This is a genomic window from Modestobacter sp. VKM Ac-2984, assembly GCF_026967985.1.
Classification (GTDB): Bacteria; Actinomycetota; Actinomycetes; order Mycobacteriales; family Geodermatophilaceae; genus Modestobacter.
Genome location: NZ_JAPVBJ010000001.1, coordinates 427,493 through 444,609 on the forward strand (window position 1 = coordinate 427,493; position 17,117 = coordinate 444,609).

Annotated in this window: 17 protein-coding genes and 1 tRNA gene; 8 read left to right on the forward strand and 10 right to left on the reverse strand. The window is 73.0% G+C overall.

The annotated features are described in order from the left end of the window. Positions 1 to 179: 179 nt before the first annotated feature. Positions 180 to 680 carry a DUF3145 domain-containing protein gene (locus O2W16_RS02035; RefSeq protein WP_269157129.1) on the reverse strand — a complete coding sequence of 167 codons (501 nt, stop codon included), beginning with the start codon at positions 678 to 680 and terminating at the stop codon, positions 180 to 182. 277 nt (positions 681 to 957) lie between these two features. On the opposite strand from O2W16_RS02035, the gene O2W16_RS02040 reads away from it, so the two are divergent. Continuing rightward, positions 958 to 2,430 (forward strand): arylsulfotransferase family protein, encoded by a 1,473-nt coding sequence (locus O2W16_RS02040; protein WP_269157130.1) that lies wholly within the window; start codon positions 958 to 960, stop codon positions 2,428 to 2,430. 25 nt (positions 2,431 to 2,455) lie between these two features. Then, a tRNA-Ile gene (locus tag O2W16_RS02045) sits at positions 2,456 to 2,532 on the forward strand. Between the two features lie 126 nt (positions 2,533 to 2,658). On the opposite strand, the gene O2W16_RS02050 is transcribed toward O2W16_RS02045, so the two are convergent. Further along, positions 2,659 to 3,150, reverse strand: a complete 492-nt coding sequence (locus O2W16_RS02050) for an SRPBCC family protein (protein WP_269157131.1) — start codon at positions 3,148 to 3,150, stop codon at positions 2,659 to 2,661. 649 nt (positions 3,151 to 3,799) lie between these two features. Between O2W16_RS02050 and O2W16_RS02055 the strand changes: the two genes are divergently transcribed. Continuing rightward, positions 3,800 to 4,897 (forward strand): heparin lyase I family protein, encoded by a 1,098-nt coding sequence (locus tag O2W16_RS02055; RefSeq protein WP_269157132.1) that lies wholly within the window; start codon positions 3,800 to 3,802, stop codon positions 4,895 to 4,897. A 38-nt stretch (positions 4,898 to 4,935) separates the two neighbouring features. Here O2W16_RS02055 and O2W16_RS02060 read toward each other — a convergent pair whose 3' ends face one another. From O2W16_RS02060 to O2W16_RS02075, 4 genes are read right to left on the reverse strand one after another with little or no spacing between them, the layout of a single operon-like run. Then, complete coding sequence (locus O2W16_RS02060) at positions 4,936 to 5,772, reverse strand: ABC transporter ATP-binding protein (RefSeq protein ID WP_269157133.1); 837 nt, start codon at positions 5,770 to 5,772, stop codon at positions 4,936 to 4,938. Then, the gene (locus O2W16_RS02065; RefSeq protein WP_269157134.1) at positions 5,769 to 6,821 is read right to left on the reverse strand and encodes a FecCD family ABC transporter permease; all 1,053 of its coding nucleotides are present in this window, start codon (positions 6,819 to 6,821) and stop codon (positions 5,769 to 5,771) included. The genes O2W16_RS02060 and O2W16_RS02065 overlap by 4 nt, the downstream gene beginning before the upstream one ends. Next, entirely contained in the window at positions 6,818 to 7,861 is a 1,044-nt protein-coding gene (locus O2W16_RS02070) for a FecCD family ABC transporter permease (RefSeq protein ID WP_269157135.1), read from the reverse strand. The genes O2W16_RS02065 and O2W16_RS02070 overlap by 4 nt, the downstream gene beginning before the upstream one ends. Next, positions 7,858 to 8,883: an iron-siderophore ABC transporter substrate-binding protein gene (locus tag O2W16_RS02075; protein ID WP_269157136.1), complete on the reverse strand. Its 1,026-nt coding sequence runs from the start codon at positions 8,881 to 8,883 to the stop codon at positions 7,858 to 7,860. Before O2W16_RS02075 ends, O2W16_RS02070 begins: the two co-directional genes overlap by 4 nt. Before the next feature lie 156 nt (positions 8,884 to 9,039). Here O2W16_RS02075 and O2W16_RS02080 point away from each other — a divergent pair, with 156 nt between their 5' ends. Together O2W16_RS02080 and O2W16_RS02085 are read left to right on the forward strand one after the other, a co-directional pair. Next, positions 9,040 to 9,519 carry a DUF2505 domain-containing protein gene (locus tag O2W16_RS02080; RefSeq protein ID WP_269157137.1) on the forward strand — a complete coding sequence of 160 codons (480 nt, stop codon included), beginning with the start codon at positions 9,040 to 9,042 and terminating at the stop codon, positions 9,517 to 9,519. Positions 9,520 to 9,561: 42 nt separating this feature from the next. Further along, entirely contained in the window at positions 9,562 to 9,957 is a 396-nt protein-coding gene (locus tag O2W16_RS02085) for a hypothetical protein (protein ID WP_269157138.1), read from the forward strand. On the opposite strand, the gene O2W16_RS02090 is transcribed toward O2W16_RS02085, so the two are convergent. Further along, positions 9,945 to 10,403: a DUF5313 family protein gene (locus O2W16_RS02090; RefSeq protein WP_269157139.1), complete on the reverse strand. Its 459-nt coding sequence runs from the start codon at positions 10,401 to 10,403 to the stop codon at positions 9,945 to 9,947. The two genes, O2W16_RS02085 and O2W16_RS02090, sit on opposite strands and share 13 nt — an antisense overlap. A gap of 143 nt (positions 10,404 to 10,546) precedes the next feature. Between O2W16_RS02090 and O2W16_RS02095 the strand changes: the two genes are divergently transcribed. Further along, positions 10,547 to 11,074, forward strand: coding sequence for a GAF domain-containing protein (locus tag O2W16_RS02095; protein ID WP_269157140.1), 528 nt, complete (start codon positions 10,547 to 10,549; stop codon positions 11,072 to 11,074). 15 nt (positions 11,075 to 11,089) lie between these two features. Here the strand turns inward: O2W16_RS02095 and O2W16_RS02100 are convergent, their stop codons facing one another. After that, complete coding sequence (locus tag O2W16_RS02100) at positions 11,090 to 11,872, reverse strand: hypothetical protein (RefSeq protein WP_269157141.1); 783 nt, start codon at positions 11,870 to 11,872, stop codon at positions 11,090 to 11,092. Between the two features lie 62 nt (positions 11,873 to 11,934). Between O2W16_RS02100 and O2W16_RS02105 the strand changes: the two genes are divergently transcribed. Continuing rightward, a complete protein-coding gene (locus O2W16_RS02105) occupies positions 11,935 to 13,731 on the forward strand; it encodes a carbon starvation CstA family protein (RefSeq protein WP_269157142.1) in 1,797 nt (598 codons plus the stop codon). Then, positions 13,728 to 14,195, forward strand: coding sequence for a hypothetical protein (locus O2W16_RS02110; RefSeq protein WP_269157143.1), 468 nt, complete (start codon positions 13,728 to 13,730; stop codon positions 14,193 to 14,195). Before O2W16_RS02105 ends, O2W16_RS02110 begins: the two co-directional genes overlap by 4 nt. Here O2W16_RS02110 and O2W16_RS02115 read toward each other — a convergent pair. Next, positions 14,134 to 15,570 (reverse strand): M20/M25/M40 family metallo-hydrolase, encoded by a 1,437-nt coding sequence (locus tag O2W16_RS02115; protein WP_269157144.1) that lies wholly within the window; start codon positions 15,568 to 15,570, stop codon positions 14,134 to 14,136. The genes O2W16_RS02110 and O2W16_RS02115 overlap by 62 nt on opposite strands. Continuing rightward, the gene (locus O2W16_RS02120; RefSeq protein ID WP_269157145.1) at positions 15,567 to 17,078 is read right to left on the reverse strand and encodes an MFS transporter; all 1,512 of its coding nucleotides are present in this window, start codon (positions 17,076 to 17,078) and stop codon (positions 15,567 to 15,569) included. Before O2W16_RS02120 ends, O2W16_RS02115 begins: the two co-directional genes overlap by 4 nt. Between the last annotated feature and the right edge of the window lie 39 nt (positions 17,079 to 17,117).

Genomic DNA, 17,117 nt, shown 5'->3' on the forward strand with positions numbered 1-17,117 from the left:
GAGGCGGCGGTCACCACGTGCCCCTGGGCCTGCTCGGGGTGCCGGGCCGCTGTACGTGTGCCGGCTGACGTGCCGCCCTCACCGCGTGGGTGCCGACCGCCCTCTGCAGCGTGAGGACGGCGTCAGTTCCGCGAGGTCGGCGATCATGCCCCCCGACGGGTGGGGGCAGGTCCGTCGCGTCAGACGACCTGGTGCAGCCAGGTGGCCGGGGTGGCGTCACCGGCGTAGCGGTAGGCCTCGAGGTCGGCGTCCCACGCAGCGCCCAGCAGGGCGTCGACGCCGTGCCGGAAGGCCTCGACCGAGGTCGCGGTGGCCGCGAGGTGCCGCAGCTGCTGCTCGCTGATGATCAGGTCGCCGTTGGCACTGACCGGCGACCGGTGCACGCCGTGCCCGGGCACGTAGGACATGCGCTCGCCGTCGTTGCCGTGGCTGGCCTCTTCGGTGACCTCGAAGCGCAGCATCGGCCACTGCTTGAGGGCAGCGACCAGCTTGGCCCCGGTGCCGGGTGCGCCCGTCCAGGCGATCTCGGCACGGTAGGACCCGTGCGCCACGGGCTGGTCCGCCCATGACAAGGACACCGGCGCGCCGAGGACGCGTTCGAGCGCCCAACCGACGTGCTGGCAGAGCGCCTTCGGGCACGCGTGCACGAAGACGACACCCTGGGTTGACCGTCGCTGCACGGCACACCTCCATCGACTCGACTGGTTCGTCTTCCCCAACGGACCTGTCGCGTGATGACTGCGTTCGTACCTCGGCGGTTCCCGGAGCAACCGCTCGACAGTTTGCCTGATCGTGACCTTGCTGCGCCAGTGCGGAGCGGTGCAGATGAGACGTCTGGGACTCGAGTGGTCCAGCGAGACGCATGATCCACCAGGTCAGAGCGCCACTCCTCGCGACACGTGGACGATCTGGGCAAGAAATGTCCATGGTGTCGCCGGTGCCTGCGAGGATCCCCGCATGCCGCGGACCCGGTCCCTGCCACTGACCCTGTGGGCAAGCATCTCATCACTGGCCCTCGTCGCCGGGTGCGGTTCGGACGGCGGCGCGGCGGAGGGGGCAGAGGCCACCGCCGGTCCCGCGGTGCCGGCGTACGTCAGCCGCCCCGACCTCACCGCCCCCGACATCGAGATCACCACGGCGGCCGCCGCACCGGAGGCGGACGGGTCGGTCGTCCTGCTCGGACCGAAGAGCGAGGGCGCGCCGCTCACCGGGGTGCTGATCGTCGACGAGGCGGGCGAGCCGATCTGGATCCACCCGACCGAGAGCCGCAGCTACGACGTCCGGGTGCAGGAGCTCGACGGCGAGCCGGTGCTGACCTGGTGGCAGGGCACCAGCCCGGTGGTCGGCATGGGCATCGGGGAGTTCGTGATCGTCGACGACTCGTACCGGCAGATCGCCACGGTCACCACCGGCGGCGACGTCGACCCCGGCCAGGCCGACATCCACGAGGGCCGGCTGACCCCCGACGGCACCGCGCTGCTCACCGCCTACGTGAAGGAGCAGGTCGACCTCACCGAGTTCGGCGGGCCGGCGGACGGCTGGGTGTGGGACAACGTCGTCCAGGAGGTCGACGTCGACACCGGTGAGGTGCTGTTCTCCTGGCGGTCGCTGGACCACGTGCCGCTGGAGGCGACCAAGAGCGAGCTCTCCGACGACGGCGGCACCGAAGACGAGCCGTTCGACTACTTCCACGTCAACTCGGTCGCCGAGGACGCGGACGGGTCGCTGCTGGTCTCGGCGCGGAACACCTGGGGGGTCTACGACCTCGACCGGGAGTCCGGCGAGGTGCTGTGGACCCTGGGCGGCGAGGAGAGCGACTTCGAGCTCGGTGACGGGGTGGAGTTCGCTTGGCAGCACGATGCGGAGCGACAGGCCGACGGCACGTTGACGCTGTTCGACAACCAGTCCGAACCGGACATCGGCCCGACCTCGCGCGGGCTGCGACTCGCGCTCGACGAGCAGGCTGGGACCGCGACGCTGGTGACCGAGTACCTGCCGCCCGACCCCGACCGGCTGGCCGGCAGCCAGGGCAGCCTGGAGGTGCTGCCGAACGGCAACGTGTTCATCGGGTGGGGGTCGCGGCCGTACTACTCGGAGTTCGACGCCGACGGCACGCTGCTCTGGGACGCCGCGCTGGGCAGCGGCGACAACTACCGCGCCTATCGGGCGCAGTGGAGCGCGACGCCGGCCGACCCGCCGGATGCGGTGCTGGAGGACGACGCTGTGTACGTCAGCTGGAACGGTGCGACCGAGGTCGCCTCCTGGCGCCTGGTCGCCGGGGAGGACGAGGTGGCAGCCGAGGCCGGGGAACCGGTCGCCCGGTCCGGGTTCGAGACCCGGCTGCCGGTGGACGGCGACCCGGCGTACCTGGCCGTCGAGGCGCTGGACGCCGAGGGGCGCGTGCTGGGCAGCACCGTGCCGAGCGACTGAGGGCGACCGCTAGCGTGAACGCCCTGGGGCGGTAGCTCAGCCGGTCAGAGCATGGGACTCATAATCCCTGGGTCGTGGGTTCGAGCCCCACCCGCCCCACCACCAGGCAGTACGCGGGTACTGGGAACGCCAGTGCCCGATCATGATCGCGCCCTGGTGTTCCCGTGACCGGGCGCGCCGAGCAGTCGCCGATCGCCGTCGAAGATCTTCGTTGCTGATCGCGGCAGGTCAGTTCTGTCCTTCGCGGACGTCCTTCCCCTGTTCGGCGAACTCCTTGAAGTCCTGCATGTGCTGTTGCGACTGCTTGCGGAAAGCCCTGGGCATGAGAAGCCCCACCAGCCGCATCAGCAGGCCGCTGAACCGGTATTCGCTCTCGCTCTCCCAGAGCGTCGTCCCTGGATCGGCTTCGGTCAGCCGATCACGCACGACGCTCCACATGCCCGGGCCGACGATCTCGCGGTCGAAGTGGACGACGGTCGCTGTGGGGATCCCTCGCAGGTCTGCCGGCTCCCGGCGTGTGATCGTCTCGGTGAGTTCGGTCTGCCGCTGCCCCGACTGCATCACGACCCGCGACGTGGTGCCGAGCTGCCCGTGCACCCCACTCAACGGCTCGTGCAGCACCAGGCCCCGCAGCCACTTCGGGAAGTGTGCCGGGTCGGCGAGCAACTGGGCCACGCCCTCCCGCGGCAGGGCGATCTCGATCGAGTTGGTGAACTCCATGCGCGCAATCCTCAAGGGTGGAGGACGTGATGTTGTGCTGCTCGTCCTGCTGTTCGACGGAGAGCTCTGCGATCCGGCTCTCGATCGACGATTCTCATCGGCGGTGCGAGCGCCAGGAATGCTGGTCGACCCATTGCAGCGGCGATGTCAGGTCGGACGGTTCGAGCCCGCCGTGCAGCCCAGCGAGGGTGTTCCCTCGGGCGCCCAGGCTGCCGCTGCTGGACCGCACGACGCAGCGCAGTGACCCGCTGGCGTCGACCAGGCCGTGGCTGCGCTGTCGTGCCACGGCGCTGGAGTGCGGTCGGGACCGGGTGTAGGCCGAGTCGGGGTTCGAGGCCAGGTCCGCCCACGCCGGGCGTGGGCCCGCCCCACCCCGGCCTGCCGCTGTAGGACGCGGCGTCTGTCAGAGGGCCGCGATGAGACCGGCGGCATCCCAGGCCAGGCGAGCACCTCGCCCTGGCGGCAGGCCGAACGTGAGGCCGGCACCTGCAGGCACCCGACCATCGCCACCGCGTGGATCGGCACCGAGTGGGTTCCCGCATCCCTCGCCGTCCCCCAGACGGGGGCTCCGGTTACTGCCCGACCCAGCCGATATCTCCATCGCCGCCCGTACGGGTGTGGCCCGCCCCCACGCCTGAACAGGACACTGATGCCGCTCTCCCCCAGCCGCCGGGCTGCCGTCGCCGGCGCGCTCGCGCTGGCCACCCTCCTCACCGGCTCCACCGTCGCGAACGCCGCCCGCGAGGACCGTCCGACCGCCGTCACCAGCGCTGAGTCCGACGTCCGCGTCACCACCGCGGCCTCCCGCGGCCAAGCCAACAAGAAGGCCAAGGCCACGGAGCCGCCCGCGCCCACCACCAGCGCACCCGTGGAGGAGCCGCCTCCCGCCACGACGTCTCCGGCACCCACCGCGGCACCGGAGCCGGAGCCGACACCGGCTCCCGAACCCACTCGGGAGCCCACCCCCGAGCCGACACCAGAGCCGACCCCCGAGCCAGCGCCGGAGCCGACCGTCGAACCGCAGCCGGCCACCGGAGGCCGTGGGCCCGCCGGGAACACCGTGCTCTGGTCCGACGACTTCGAGCGCGGCCTGGACTGCGGCGTGTGGGTGCACATCCAGAACCACGAGACCGCGGCGTCGTCCAGCCTGTGCCCCGGGTGGGTGGCCGAGGGCTCGCCGACCCGCACGACGTTCCCCACCATCGACGGGAACCGGGTGGCCCGGTTCGAGCTGCGCCAGGGCGATCGGTCCGCCGGAGGAGAGCGCTCCGAGCTGTCCCCCTCCTCCGCCGACAGGTCGGCCACCGCCCTCACCGAGGGCTTCGAGGGCTGGTTCCAGCAGCGCCTCATGGTCGACCCGTCCATGCAGCAGGAGCAGAACGGCCGGTTCTACATCCTGACCCAGTGGCACACCGGGATCTCCTCCCCCGCCATCACCCTCGGCCTGTCCGACGACAACGACCTGCTGCTCCGCGTCGGCATGGAGGGCAAGAGCCAGGTCCTGGTGCCCGCCGGCGAGTTCCGGCTCGGCGAGTGGTTCGACGTCGACGTGCACTTCGTGATGTCCAACGACCCGGCCACGGGCGGGGCCGAGGCCTGGGTCGACGGGGTGCAGCGGGCCGGCTGGCAGTACGGCCGCACGATGATGGACTCCGGGTCCTACCTGAAGATCGGGCAGTACCGCGACTCACAGGCCGCCACCGGGATCACCTACGTCGACGACGTGGTGCTCTCCACCAACCGCTGACCATCGCCGCCCACTCCCCCACCGACGGACTCGGCGGGTCAGCTGCCGGGTGTGCCCTGGAGGACGTCGGCCCGCGGCGCGGTGTGGTGGCGGCCCATCGGCAGCATCAGCGGCTTGCCCGAGGTGGGGTCGACGATCACCTGGCTGTCCAGGCCGAACACCGCCCGCACGCACTCCTCGGTCAGCACGTCCGCCGGCTCCCCGGCGGCGTGGATCCGGCCGCCGGACAGGGCGACCAGGTGGTCGGCGTACCGGGCGGCGAGGTTCAGGTCGTGCAGCACCATCACGATCGTCGTCCCGCGGGCCCGGTTGAGGTCGGTCAGCAGGTCGAGCACCTCGATCTGGTGGGCCACGTCGAGGAACGTGGTCGGCTCGTCCAGCAGCAGCACGTCGGTCTGCTGGGCCAGCGCCATCGCGATCCACACCCGCTGGCGTTGCCCGCCGGACAGCTCGTCCACGGCCCGGTCGGCCAGCGGCGTGGTCTCGGTGGCGTCGAGGGCAGCCGCCACCGCGGCGTCGTCCTCCGTGCTCCACCGGGAGAACACCCGCTGGTGCGGGTGCCGTCCCCGGCCGACGAGGTCGGCGACCGTGATCCCCTCCGGCGCGATCGGCGACTGTGGCAGCAGGCCCAGCGTGCGGGCCAGCTCCTTGGCCGGCAGCCGGTGCACCGCCTTGCCGTCGAGCAGCACCCGCCCGCTCCGCGGCGACAGCAGCCGCGACATCGACCGCAGCAGCGTCGACTTGCCGCAGGCGTTCGCCCCGACGACCGCGGTGATCCGCCCCGGGGGCACGAGCAGGTCCAGGCCCTCGATCACGGTGCGGTCGCCGTAGGCGAGCGTGAGGTCCTCGGCTGCCAGGGAGTGGGTGGCGGTCACAGGGAGCCTCCGGTGCGGTTGCTGCGGACGATCAGGTAGATGAGGTACGGCGCCCCGAGCACCCCGGTGATGACGCCGACCGGGTAGCGGGTGCCGAACGCGTACTGCCCGCACAGGTCGGCGACGAGCACGAGCAGGGCCCCGACCAGCGCGGCCGGCACCAGCAGCGAGCCGTTCGGCCCCACGAGCCGGGCCGCGATCGGGCCTGCCAGGAACGACACGAACGCGATCGGACCACAGGCGGCGGTGGCGAAGGCGATCAGGCCCACCGCGGCGACGATCGCGATGACCCGGGTGCGCTCCACCCGAACCCCCAGCGCGGAGGAGGTGTCGTCACCGAGCTGCAGCGCGGAGAGGTTCCGGGTCTGCCCCAGCAGCACCGGCCCGAACACCAGCAGCGCGAGCAGGGTCGGCACGGTGGCCTCCCAGGTGCTGCCGTTGAGGCTGCCGGTCAGCCAGCGCAGCGCCTCCGCGAAGTCCCACGCACCGGCCTGGGACAGCACGTAGGAGGTGATGCTCTTGCACATCGCGGCGACGCCGATGCCGATCAGGATCAGCCGGGTGCCGGCGACGCCGTCCTTGAACGCCAGCGTGTAGATCAGCAGCGCCACCCCGAGCGCCGCCACGATCGCGGTGACCGACACCGCCGTGCCCGACCAGCCGAGGACCACGATGGCGAACGCCGCCGCGGCGCTCGCGCCGGAGGTGATGCCGATGACGTCGGGACTGGCCAGCGGGTTGCGCAGCATCGTCTGGAAGGTGACGCCGGCCAGGCCGAAGCTGAGCCCGGCCACCACCGCCAGTACGGCGCGCGGCAGCCGCAGCCGCCCGACCGTGAAGGAGGCGCCGGGCACGTCGGAGCCCAGGACGACGCGGAGCACGTCCCCCGGCGGGTAGAAGGTCCGCCCCACCATCAGCGTCACCGCGAAGGCGACGACGACGGCGAGGGTCAGCACGGCGATCACCAGCCGCCGGCGAGAGGCCCGGCGGACCCGTCCGCGGGCGACGGTGTCGACGGTCGTGGGAGGCGGCGAGACGACGGCGGTCACAGTTCGCGCACCTTCTGCCGGCGGACGATCGCGATGAAGAACGGGGCCCCGATGAGGGCGGTGAGGATGCCGACGTCCAGCTCGGTCGGGCGGGCCACGATGCGGCCGAGCACGTCGGCGCCGGTCAGCAGGCAGGCGCCGGCGATCGCGGAGAAGGGCAGCAGCCACCGGTGGTCCACGCCCACCAGGAGCCGGCACAGGTGGGGGACGACGAGCCCGACGAACCCGATCGGCCCGGCGGCCGCGGTGGCGGCGCCGCAGAGCAGGACGGAGCCGAGCGCGGCCACGCCCCGGGCCAGGGCCACCCGCTCCCCCAGGCCGGCGGCGAGTTCGTCGCCCAGCGCCAGGGAGTTCAGGCTGCGCGCGGACACCAGGCTGACGGCGAAGCCCACGAGGAGGAACGGCGCCACGGTGCCGATGCCGGTGAAGGTGGCGCCACCGACACCGCCGATCTCCCAGGACACGACGTTCTCCACGATGTCGCCGCGGGGCAGGGCGATGGCGGTGATGAAGGAGGTGAGCGCGGCCGACGTGGCCGCCCCCGCCAGGGCCAGCTTGAGCGGGGTCGCCCCACCCCGGCCCAGCGAGCCGACTGCGTAGACGAACACCGCGGCGACGGCGGCGCCGGTGATCGCCGCCCAGACGATGCTCGTCGCGGAGAACAGGCCGAACCAGGCGATCCCGGCGACCACCGCGAGCGAGGCGCCCATGTTGATCCCGAGCACCCCGGGGTCGGCCAGCGGGTTGCGGGTGACGCCCTGCATCACCGCACCGGAGAGCCCCAGCGCGGCGCCGACGACGACCGCCAGCACGGTGCGCGGGATCCGCTTGGTCACCGCGGCCTCGCCCATGGTCTCCGAGGAGCCACCGAGGGCCGCCAGGATCTCCGACCAGCCGACGTCCCGGGAGCCGATCGCGACGGAGGCGCCCATCAGGGCGACCAGCAGCCCGACCACGACCAGCAGCCAGAGGAACCGGACCGGCCCCGGGCGCCGCACGAGGGCGGCGTCCGGGGCCGGGGTGGACCGGACCGAGGTCATGCTGCCTTGTCAGCAGCCTCGGCGAGCATGGCGACGTAGTCCTCGAGCACCCAGGAGATGGCCAGCGGCGTCGGGTTCGCCGCCGTGCCCAGCGGGGTGTCCGGGAGCAGCACGATCGCCCCGTTCGCGACCGCCGGGATCTGCGACAGCAGCGGGTCGGCGTTCAGCGCGTCGACCAGTTCCTGGCCGCCGTAGGTGACGATGATGTCGACGTCGTCGAAGACGTCGACCTGCTCGGCGCTGACCGTCCCGGAGAACTGCTCACTGTCGGTGGAGGCCGCCGCCACGCTGGACGGGGTCGACAGCCCCAGGTCCTCGAAGAAGGCGCTGCGGGTGTCGAACGGGGTGTAGTAGCTGACCTCGCTCAGGTCGGACGTGTCCACGTGGGTGAGGAACATCGTGGACTTGCCCTCGAGCTCGGGGTGCTCGGCGACGGTGTCGGCGATGTCCTGCTCGATGTCGGCGATGAGCTCCTCGCCCTCCTCGGCCATGCCCATCCCCGCGGCGTTGACCTCGATCATCTCCCGCCACGGCGTCGCCCACGGGGCCTCCGGGTAGGCCACGACCGGAGCGATCTCGCTCAGCGTGTCGTAGTCCTCCTGGGTCAGCCCCGAGTAGGCGGCGAGGATGACGTCGGGGTCGGTGTCGGCGACCGCCTCGAAGTCGATGCCGTCGGTCTCGTCGAACAGCACCGGGGTCTCGCCACCCAGCTCCTCGAGCCGCTCGGAGACCCACGGCAGCATGCCGTCGCCGTCGTCGTCACCGAAGTTGGCGGCGGCCATGCCGACCGGGGTGACGCCCAGGGCCAGCGGCACCTCGTGGTTGGCCCAGTTGACCGTGGCCACCCGCTCGGGCTCGGAGTCGATCGTCGTCGTCCCGAAGGCGTGCTCGACGGTGATCGGGGTGAAGTCGGCGCCTGCGGCCTCGGCCTCGTCGCCCGACGAGGACGACGAGCAGGCGGCGAGGCCGCCGGCGAGCAGGGTTGCTGTGGAGACTGCGATCAGTCTCGAGGCGCGGCGCATGGGGTCCTCCGGTGGTGGTGCAGTGCTCGCCCGACGACATCCGGACGGGACGAGCAACTGAGGCTTGGCTAACACAACTTAGGGTGTGCTTGGTCAGATGTCGATCACCGGGGGGTCACAGGGCGCGGACGGCGGGCACCGCCGACGATGGGGGGCGTGCCCATCGACTCCACCAGCACCCACCCCGCGACCCCGGACGCCGTCCTCGCGCTCCTCACCGACGAGCAGTTCCTGCGCGATCGTGCCGCCGCCCTGGGCGCACAGGTCCAGGAGGTGACCGTGACCGGCACGCGCACCACCACGCGGCTCGCCGCCCCCACCGAGGGCATCCCGCCGGTGTTCGCCCGCTTCGTCGGCTCGTCGGTCTCGGTCGTCGAGCGGAGCGACTGGGCCCCGGACGGCGCCGGCGGCCACCGCACCGACCTGGACGTGCGGGCCGAGGTCTTCGGCCGGACCGTCCAGATCACCGGCGAACGACGACTGCTCCCCGAGGGCACGGGCACCCGCTCGACCGTCACCGGCGACGCCACGGTCGACGCGCCGCTGATCGGCCGGCAGGCGGAGGGCGCGGTGCGGGAGCTGGTCGCCGTGGTGCTGCGCAAGGAGGACGAGCTGCTCCGCCGCCGGCTGGGCTGACCCCGGTCAGGAGTGTCGGCGGCCTCGACCAGGATGGCGGCCATGGTGGCCTTCTTCCTCCCGCGAGCCGGCGACGACGAGCAGGCCGAACGCCTCTACGATGCGCTGGCCGAGTTCGCCGGCTGCGAGCCGGCGCCGCCCGGGCAGCGGGTGCGGTGGATCGTCTTCACCCAGGACGGCGCCCAGTGGGTCGCCGCCGTCGGTGAGGAGCTGCGCGGCCGCCGGACGACGCAGCAGCTGCGCCGCGGCGAGCTGATCGAACGCACCGAGGAGCTCTCCTCCCCCACCCGGGTGCTCGCCGTCTACCCGGGGACGCCGTTCGTCGTGGTCACCGACGCGCAGCCGATCACCGGCACCCCCTCGGAGTGGGCGAACCCGTTCACTGCGGTGCCCGAGCAGGTCACCTGGTTCGACGCCCCGGGGGCTCAACGGCCCTGACGCTCCCGGTACCGGGCGGCCCGCTTCTCCGCGGCCGCCCGCCGCCGCGCGGCCTGCTGGGCGTCCCGGCCGACCTGCGCCCGGTCGCGGACCGTCTGGGCGGTGCCGACCGGGTACCCGGCCTTCTTCACCCGGTTCTCGGTCGTCTCGGTCATGTAGGCGAGAGAGAAGATCAGCCCGAGCAGCAGCCCGCCGAGCGCGGTCATGCCACGGATCCAGAACGGGCCGGGGACGAACAGGAGGACCAGCGCGATCGGCACCGCCATCTGCACCCCGGCCCGGAGGACGTGCCGCCAGCCCCAGCTCGCGGTCGTGGTGTCGTACAGCACCCAGCTGGCGTGCCGCGCGGGCAGCGCGCCGCCCATCGCGTACCAGAGCCAGCGGAGCAGACCGGGCCGCGCCGGCTCATCGGCGGTCTCAGGCCCACCGGACCTGCTCGTGGCCATGGCCTGCACGGTACCGACACCACAGCGCCTCCGAATGTCGCTCGGCGTGATCGAGGGAACACGAAGAGGCGGGATCGCCCGGTACCGGATCGACACCGTCTGTGCACGTTGGACGCCTGCTGGACGTGGCGGATCATCGGGGCATGGTCCAGTTCGTCGTGGACGACGTCGTCCCCTTCGACGACTGGACGGCGGCCGTCCGCGCCTCCCTCGCCTTCCTGCACCGCACCGTCGGCCTGGACGTCTGGATGGTCACCCACCTCCGGGAGCCGGAGCAGGTGGTGCTGTTCTCGCATCCCCAGGAGGTCATCCCGCAGGGCACGGTGGTGCCCTGGGAGCAGAGCTTCTGCCACTCGATGGTCAGCGGCGTCGGCCCCCGGGTCGCCACGGTCGCCGCCGCCACCCCGGCCTACCGCGACCTGATGACCGGGCACGCCGAGAGGGTCGCCGCCTACATCGGTGTCCCGCTGGTGACCCGGGACGGCGCGGTGTTCGGCACCCTCTGCGGCGTGGCCTCCCGCGCGCAGCCCCGCACCCTGACCCGGCACCTGCCGCTGGTCGAGATGAGCGCCCGGATGCTCAGCAGCCTGCTGCCCGACCCGGTGCCGGAGCCCACGACCGACCGATCCAACAGCGACCGATCCAGCACGGACCGACCCCGCACCGGCTGACCCCCGTACCGACGGTCACCGGTGGCCGGCCGCCCGCAGGGCCTGGACGCAGCCGCGTTCCAGCGCCCGCTGCCGCCGCACCCGCGCACGCAGGCCCGGCACCGGCTCCAGCGCCCGGCGCTCCGCCGGTCGTACCCCGGTCAGCCGGCCCTCGGCACAGGAGCCGCTGGTCACGTGCACGGTCCACCGCTCGGCGTCGGGCACGGAGATCTCCTGACCGACCAGCACGGCGGGCCCGCGGACGCCGGGCGGTGCGCCGGCCACCTCCAGCGGGTCGGCGTCCCAGTCGGCGACCCGGACGGTGCGCACGTGCAGCCCGTCGTCGTCGACCGCCAGCACCGCGTCGGCCGGTCCGTCGCGCCGCCCACCGGGGACGACGTCGACCGGGTCGAGCAGCAGGACCAGCCGCGGCAGGTACCACCAGTGCTCCCGGCGCAGCATCGGCGAGTCCGCGAGCGCCCGCGACGGCGGGTGCTTGCGCAGCTCCTGGTCCAGCAGCTGCTCGGTGAACAGGCTGCCGTCGCCGTCCTCGACCAGGGTCAGCCGGCCGGTGACCACCAGCGGTTCCCAGCCCGGCCCGGCCAGCCGCGGGTCCGACAGCACCAGCGCGGCCTCGCCCCCCGCGGCGGCCGCGCGCGCCGCCTCGACCTGCGCCCAGGGCAACGCGACCGCCGGCAGCTCTCCCAGCAGCAGCGGCACCACCCCGAGGGCGCCGGGTGGCTGGTCGCCGCGCCGCCAGAGGAGCTCGGCCACGCCGGCGGCCCGGACCTCGGCGCTCGGTGTTGTGGTGCCGGTCACGGCAACTGTCTACTCTTCGCCTGCGGCGGCTGCCCGGCCGCCCAGGACGTGGGGGGTTGCCCGTGCCCGCATTCGCCGTGGCCGCCGTCGTCGGGGTGCTGTTCTTCCTCGGCTACCGGTACTACTCGAGCTATCTGGCCCGCAAGGTCTACGTCCTCGACCCGGCCTTCGTCACCCCGGCGCACGAGTTCAACGACGGCGTCGACTACGTGCCGACCAACAAGCACGTGCTGTTCGGCCACCACTTCACCTCTGTCGCCGGCGCCGCACCGATCGTCGGCCCGGCGATCGCGGTGTTCTGGGGCTGGGGCCCGGCGCTGGCCTGGATCGTGCTCGGCACGATCTTCGCCGCCGGCGTGCACGACTTCGGGTCGCTCGTGGTGTCGGTGCGGCACAAGGCCAAGAGCATCGGGACGCTGGCCGGCGAGGTGGTCAACGGCCGGGCCCGGATGCTGTTCCTGGCGATCATCTTCTTCCTGCTGACCCTGGTGAACGCCGTCTTCGCGGTGGTCATCGGCAACCTGTTCGTGGCCAACCCGGGCGCGGTCATCCCGATCGTGGTCGAGATCCCGCTGGCCATGCTGATCGGCCAGTACATCTACCGGACCCGCTCCTCGGCGCTGATCCCCTCGATCGTCGGCGTGATCGTGCTGTACGCGCTGATCCTGGTCGGCAACGCCTTCCCGATCGAGCTCGACGGCCTGGCCGAGGCCCTCGGCGTCGAGCAAACCCGCAACGTCTGGGTCGTGCTGCTGTTCGCCTACACCTGGATCGCCTCGCGCATCCCGGTGTGGGTGCTGCTGCAGCCCCGCGACTACATCAACAGCCACCAGCTCTTCATCGCCCTGGCCGTCATCGCCGCCGGCGTCATCGTCGGGATGAACACCATCCAGGCCCCGGTGGTCAACGACGTCCCGGAGGGGTCGCCCAGCTTCTTCCCCTTCCTGTTCATCACCATCGCCTGCGGCGCCATCTCCGGGTTCCACTCCCTGGTCTCCTCGGGGACGACGTCCAAGCAGCTCGACACCGAGACCGACGCCCGCTACGTGGGCTACATGGGCGCGGTCGGCGAGGGCTCCCTGGCCACCGGCGCCGTGCTCGCCGCCACCGCGGGCGTGGCCGCCTCGCAGGCCGACTGGCAGGCGCTCTACCCCGACTTCGCCACCGCCTCCGGCGGCGCGGTCGGCAACTTCGTCGACGGCGTCGCGGTGTTCGCCAACAACATCGGCGTCCCGCTGGACCTGGCCACCATCTTCGCCGCAGTCGTGGTGATCAGCTTCGCCGCGACCACGATGGACACCGGCGTACGGCTGCAGCGCTACGTCGTGCAGGAGATCGGCGAGATCATCAAGGTCCGGGTGCTGGCCCGGAACCTCACCCTCGCCACCACCGTCGCGGTGCTCATCCCGCTGGCGATGGCGCTGCTGCCCGGCGGTGGCGAGGCCGGCTACACCTTCGGCGTCCTCTGGCAGCTGTTCGGGACGACGAACCAGCTCACCGCGGGGCTGGCGTTGTCGGTCCTCGCGGTGTGGGTGACCCGCCGGGGCCGCAACCCGCTGGCCATCCTGATCCCGCTCGTGTTCCTGCTGGCGATGACCTCCTGGGCCCTGATCGTCAACCTGCAGCGCTTCATCGAGGCCGACAACTGGGTGCTCGCCCCGCTGGACGCGCTGATCTTCCTCCTGGCGATCTGGCTGATGGTGGAGGCCGCCATCGCGCTGCGCACGGCGTTCCGGGAGCGTCCGCAACCCGGTGCCGAAGCACGGCCCACCTCCGACCCGGCCGTCGCCCGCGCCAACCCGACGTCCCCCACCGACGACACGGAGCTGGGCCAGACCTCGCGCGACGAGCCGCGGTGAGGCACCGCGTCGTCCTCGTCCGGGGGCCGCGCGCCGCCGCGGGCGGAGGCGGTTGCTGCAGCGGCGCGACCCGTCCCTTCGACTCCGGCGGCGGGCACCGGCACGTGCCGCCGGTCGACGACGTCGGGGCGGTCTACCGGGCGCTGCGCGCGGCGCTCCCCCGCGACGTCGCCGTGGAGGTCGTCTCGCCGACGAACTGGGTGTGGCTGGTCCCGGCCCTGCTGACCGACGGGCGCCGCCGCGGGCTGCGGGGTGCGGCGCTGTGGCGCTCGGTGCGGGCCGGGATCGTGGTGGAGTCGTTGATCTGCGACGGGGCGGTGCTGGCCTCCGGCCGGCTGCCCGCCCCCGCCGCCGCGGTCGCCGCCGTGGAAACCGAGCTGGCCGTGGCCGAGCTGGAGCAGGTCACGACCGCTGCAGCAGCTCGCGGTAGAACGCCACCCCGCGCGCCAGCGCCGCCACCGTGAGGTGCTCATCGGCGGCGTGCAGGGACGCGAGCTGCGCCGAGCTGAGGTCGAAGGGCATGAACCGGTAGACGCTGTCGCTGATCTTCGCGAAGTGCCGGGCGTCGCTGGCCTGCACCATCAGGTACGGGGTCACCGTGGCCCCCAGGTGCGCCGCCTGGATCGCCGCGGTCAGCGTCGCCCACGCCTCGTTGTCGGTCCGGGACACCGGTGACGGGTCGTCGGCGCGGGTCGCCTCCAGCCGCACGCTCGGGTCGGCGATGATCCCGCGGATCCGCTCGATCGCCGACTCGGCCGTCTCCCCGAGCACCACCCGGACGTTGGCCACCGCCCGGGCCCGGGTCGCGAGCACGTTGGGTGCCCGGCTCCCCTCCAGCTGGGTGATCGCCACCGTCGTCCGGACCAGGGCGCTGGCCTCCCGGCCGGCGCGGGACAGCAGGGGGGCCAGCGCCGGCCGCAGCAGCGCGGCGTGCGCGTACAGCGCGCGGTACCCGGCCGAGGCGTGCCGGCCGACGGTGTCGACGAGCGCCAGCACGACGTCGCTGACCCGGGCCGGGAAGGGCTCCTCGTCGAGGCGGACCAGGGCCCGGGCCAGCCGGGCGGGTGCGCCGCCGCGGACCGGCGACGACGCGTGCCCACCGGCGTCCTCGGTGGTCAGCTCGAGGTCGACGACCCCCTTCTCGGCGATGCCGACGACGGCGATCGGCCCCGGGACGCCGGGGAAGACCCCGGTGACCACGGCGCCGCCCTCGTCGACGACCGCCCAGGGGCTGATGCCCCGTGCGGCGAGCGTCTCGGCCGCCGTCCGTGCCCCGGAGCCGGCCACCTCCTCGTCGTTGCCGAAGGAGAGGTACACGTCCCGGGCCGGCCGGAACCCCTCGGCCAGCAGCGACTCCACCGCCTCCAGGACGGCGACCAGGGCGCCCTTGTCGTCGATGGCGCCCCGGCCGTGCACGACGCCGTCGATGACCTCCCCCGCGAACGGGTCGTGGGTCCACGCCTGCCCGTCGGCCGGGACGACGTCGTAGTGCGCCATCAGCACCAGGGGCGGTGCGTCGCTGCCGCTTCGCCAGTGGAACAGCATCGCCCCGGAGCCCAGCAGCTCCAGCTCCAGCTCCCGGTGGGTGAGCGGGTAGAGCTCGCCCAGCCGCTCGCGGAAGGTGCTGAAGACCGACTGGTCGACCTGCTCGGGGTCGCGCCGGGACACCGTCGGGATCCGGATCAGCTGCGCGAGGTGGTCGGCGGCCCGGCAGGCGTCGACCGCCCCGACGTCCGCGTGTGGCACGTCCGGGCGGGCCGGTGGCCGGAAGCGGCGCACCCGGGTGAGGGCGGCGCCGGCTCCCACGGCGGCTCCGGTGGTCAGCAGTGTCCGCTTCATCCAGCTGTCTCCTCCCGGGCCGCGACGGTGCGGTCCTCGGTCTGCGCGGGGTCGGCGAAGGCCAGCCGCGGGACGAACACGAGCGCGACAGCGGCGATCAGCGCCGTGCTGCCGCAGATGGCCCAGACGGTCACGTACCCGGTCAGCGACCCGGCGGTGCCCTCGACCCCGCCGGCCAGCACGGGTGCACCGGCGGCGAGGGCGAGGGCGAACACCGACGACGCGAACATCCCGCCGATGACCTTGGTGGTGTTCGTGAGCCCGGTGGCGACGGCGGTGCGGCCGGCCGGGGCGGCCGCGGCTGCTGCGGCGGGCAGGGCCGCGACGAGGGCACCCGACCCCACCCCGGCGACCGTCATGCCGGCCAGCACCTGGCCGAGCTCGTCGTGGAAGGGCACCAGCAGCAGGTAGCCGGTGGCGACCAGCGCCGCCGCCCCGATGAGGGTCAGCCGTGGCGTGGTGAGCCGGGAGACCCGGGCGAACTGGCTCGCGCCGACCAGCATCGAGATCACGTAGGCGCCGATGACCAGCGACACCGAGCTGGTCGACAGGCCGAGGCCGTAGCCGTAGACGTCCGGGTCGGTGCGGGCGAACGTCGACAACGGCCCCTGCGCGCCCAGCACGCTGACCCCGAACAGGCCCGCGGTCAGCTGGACCGGCCACATCGCCGAGCTGCGCAGCACCCGGAAGTCGACCAGCGGGTCCGGCTGCCGCAGCTCGTAGCGCACGAACGGCCACACCAGGAGGAGGCCGGCCGCGACCACCAGCCACGGCCAGGCCTGCTCCGCCCCGTTGAGCCGGACGAACGTCAGGCCGCCGGTGACCACCAGCAGGACGGCGGTCAGCAGCGCGGCGCCGCCGGAGTCGACCACCCCCTGCATCCGGTCGGTCCCCTCCGGCACCAGCCGCCAGACGACGACCACCACCCCGACGACCAGCACGCCGGGAGCCAGCAGCACCAGCCAGAGCGCATCGCCCAGCAGGTCGCCGATCACCCCGCCGCTGAGCGCCCCCACGATGGCGCCCAGCTGCAGCGCGGCGACGATGAGGCCGGTGGCCCGCCGGGTGCGGGCCGCGGTGTCCGGCAGCCCGCGGGAGCGGCTGTAGATCAGCGCCACCTGCAGCGGGAGCCAGGCCGCGTAGATGCCCTGCACGGCCCAGGCCAGCAGGAACACCGGGAAGGTCTGGGCGAACGCGAGCACGATGGTGGCCACCGCGACGACGGCCGCCGACCAGAGCAGCATCCGGCGGTGCCCGTGCAGGTCACCGAGCTTGGCCAGCACCGGGACGGCGATCGCCGACAGCATCAGCTGGCCGGCCTCGAGCCAGTTGACGTCGGCGTCGTTGATGCCCAGGTGCCGGGCGATGTCGGTGAGCAGCGGGATGTAGTACCCCTGCAGGACGCCGCTGGTGAACTCGACGAACACCAGGTAGCCGACGACGCCGGCCGTCATCCGGGCCTGCCACCGCCCCGCCCGGCTGCCGCTGCGCTGCGCCGACTGCTGCATCGAGCCCGCTCCTCGCTGTGGTGGGTCCCGGGGCGGCCA

Bases quoted from the DNA above. Each gene is read 5' to 3' on its own strand.
- O2W16_RS02040 (WP_269157130.1), top strand. From the start codon at position 958: ATGCCGCGGACCCGGTCCCTGCCACTGACCCTGTGGGCAAGCATCTCA.
- O2W16_RS02050 (WP_269157131.1), bottom strand. From the start codon at position 3,150: ATGGAGTTCACCAACTCGATCGAGATCGCCCTGCCGCGGGAGGGCGTG.
- O2W16_RS02055 (WP_269157132.1), top strand. From the start codon at position 3,800: ATGCCGCTCTCCCCCAGCCGCCGGGCTGCCGTCGCCGGCGCGCTCGCG.
- O2W16_RS02070 (WP_269157135.1), bottom strand. From the start codon at position 7,861: ATGACCTCGGTCCGGTCCACCCCGGCCCCGGACGCCGCCCTCGTGCGG.
- O2W16_RS02075 (WP_269157136.1), bottom strand. From the start codon at position 8,883: ATGCGCCGCGCCTCGAGACTGATCGCAGTCTCCACAGCAACCCTGCTC.
- O2W16_RS02085 (WP_269157138.1), top strand. From the start codon at position 9,562: ATGGTGGCCTTCTTCCTCCCGCGAGCCGGCGACGACGAGCAGGCCGAA.
- O2W16_RS02090 (WP_269157139.1), bottom strand. From the start codon at position 10,403: ATGGCCACGAGCAGGTCCGGTGGGCCTGAGACCGCCGATGAGCCGGCG.
- O2W16_RS02095 (WP_269157140.1), top strand. From the start codon at position 10,547: ATGGTCCAGTTCGTCGTGGACGACGTCGTCCCCTTCGACGACTGGACG.
- O2W16_RS02115 (WP_269157144.1), bottom strand. From the start codon at position 15,570: ATGAAGCGGACACTGCTGACCACCGGAGCCGCCGTGGGAGCCGGCGCC.
- O2W16_RS02120 (WP_269157145.1), bottom strand. From the start codon at position 17,078: ATGCAGCAGTCGGCGCAGCGCAGCGGCAGCCGGGCGGGGCGGTGGCAG.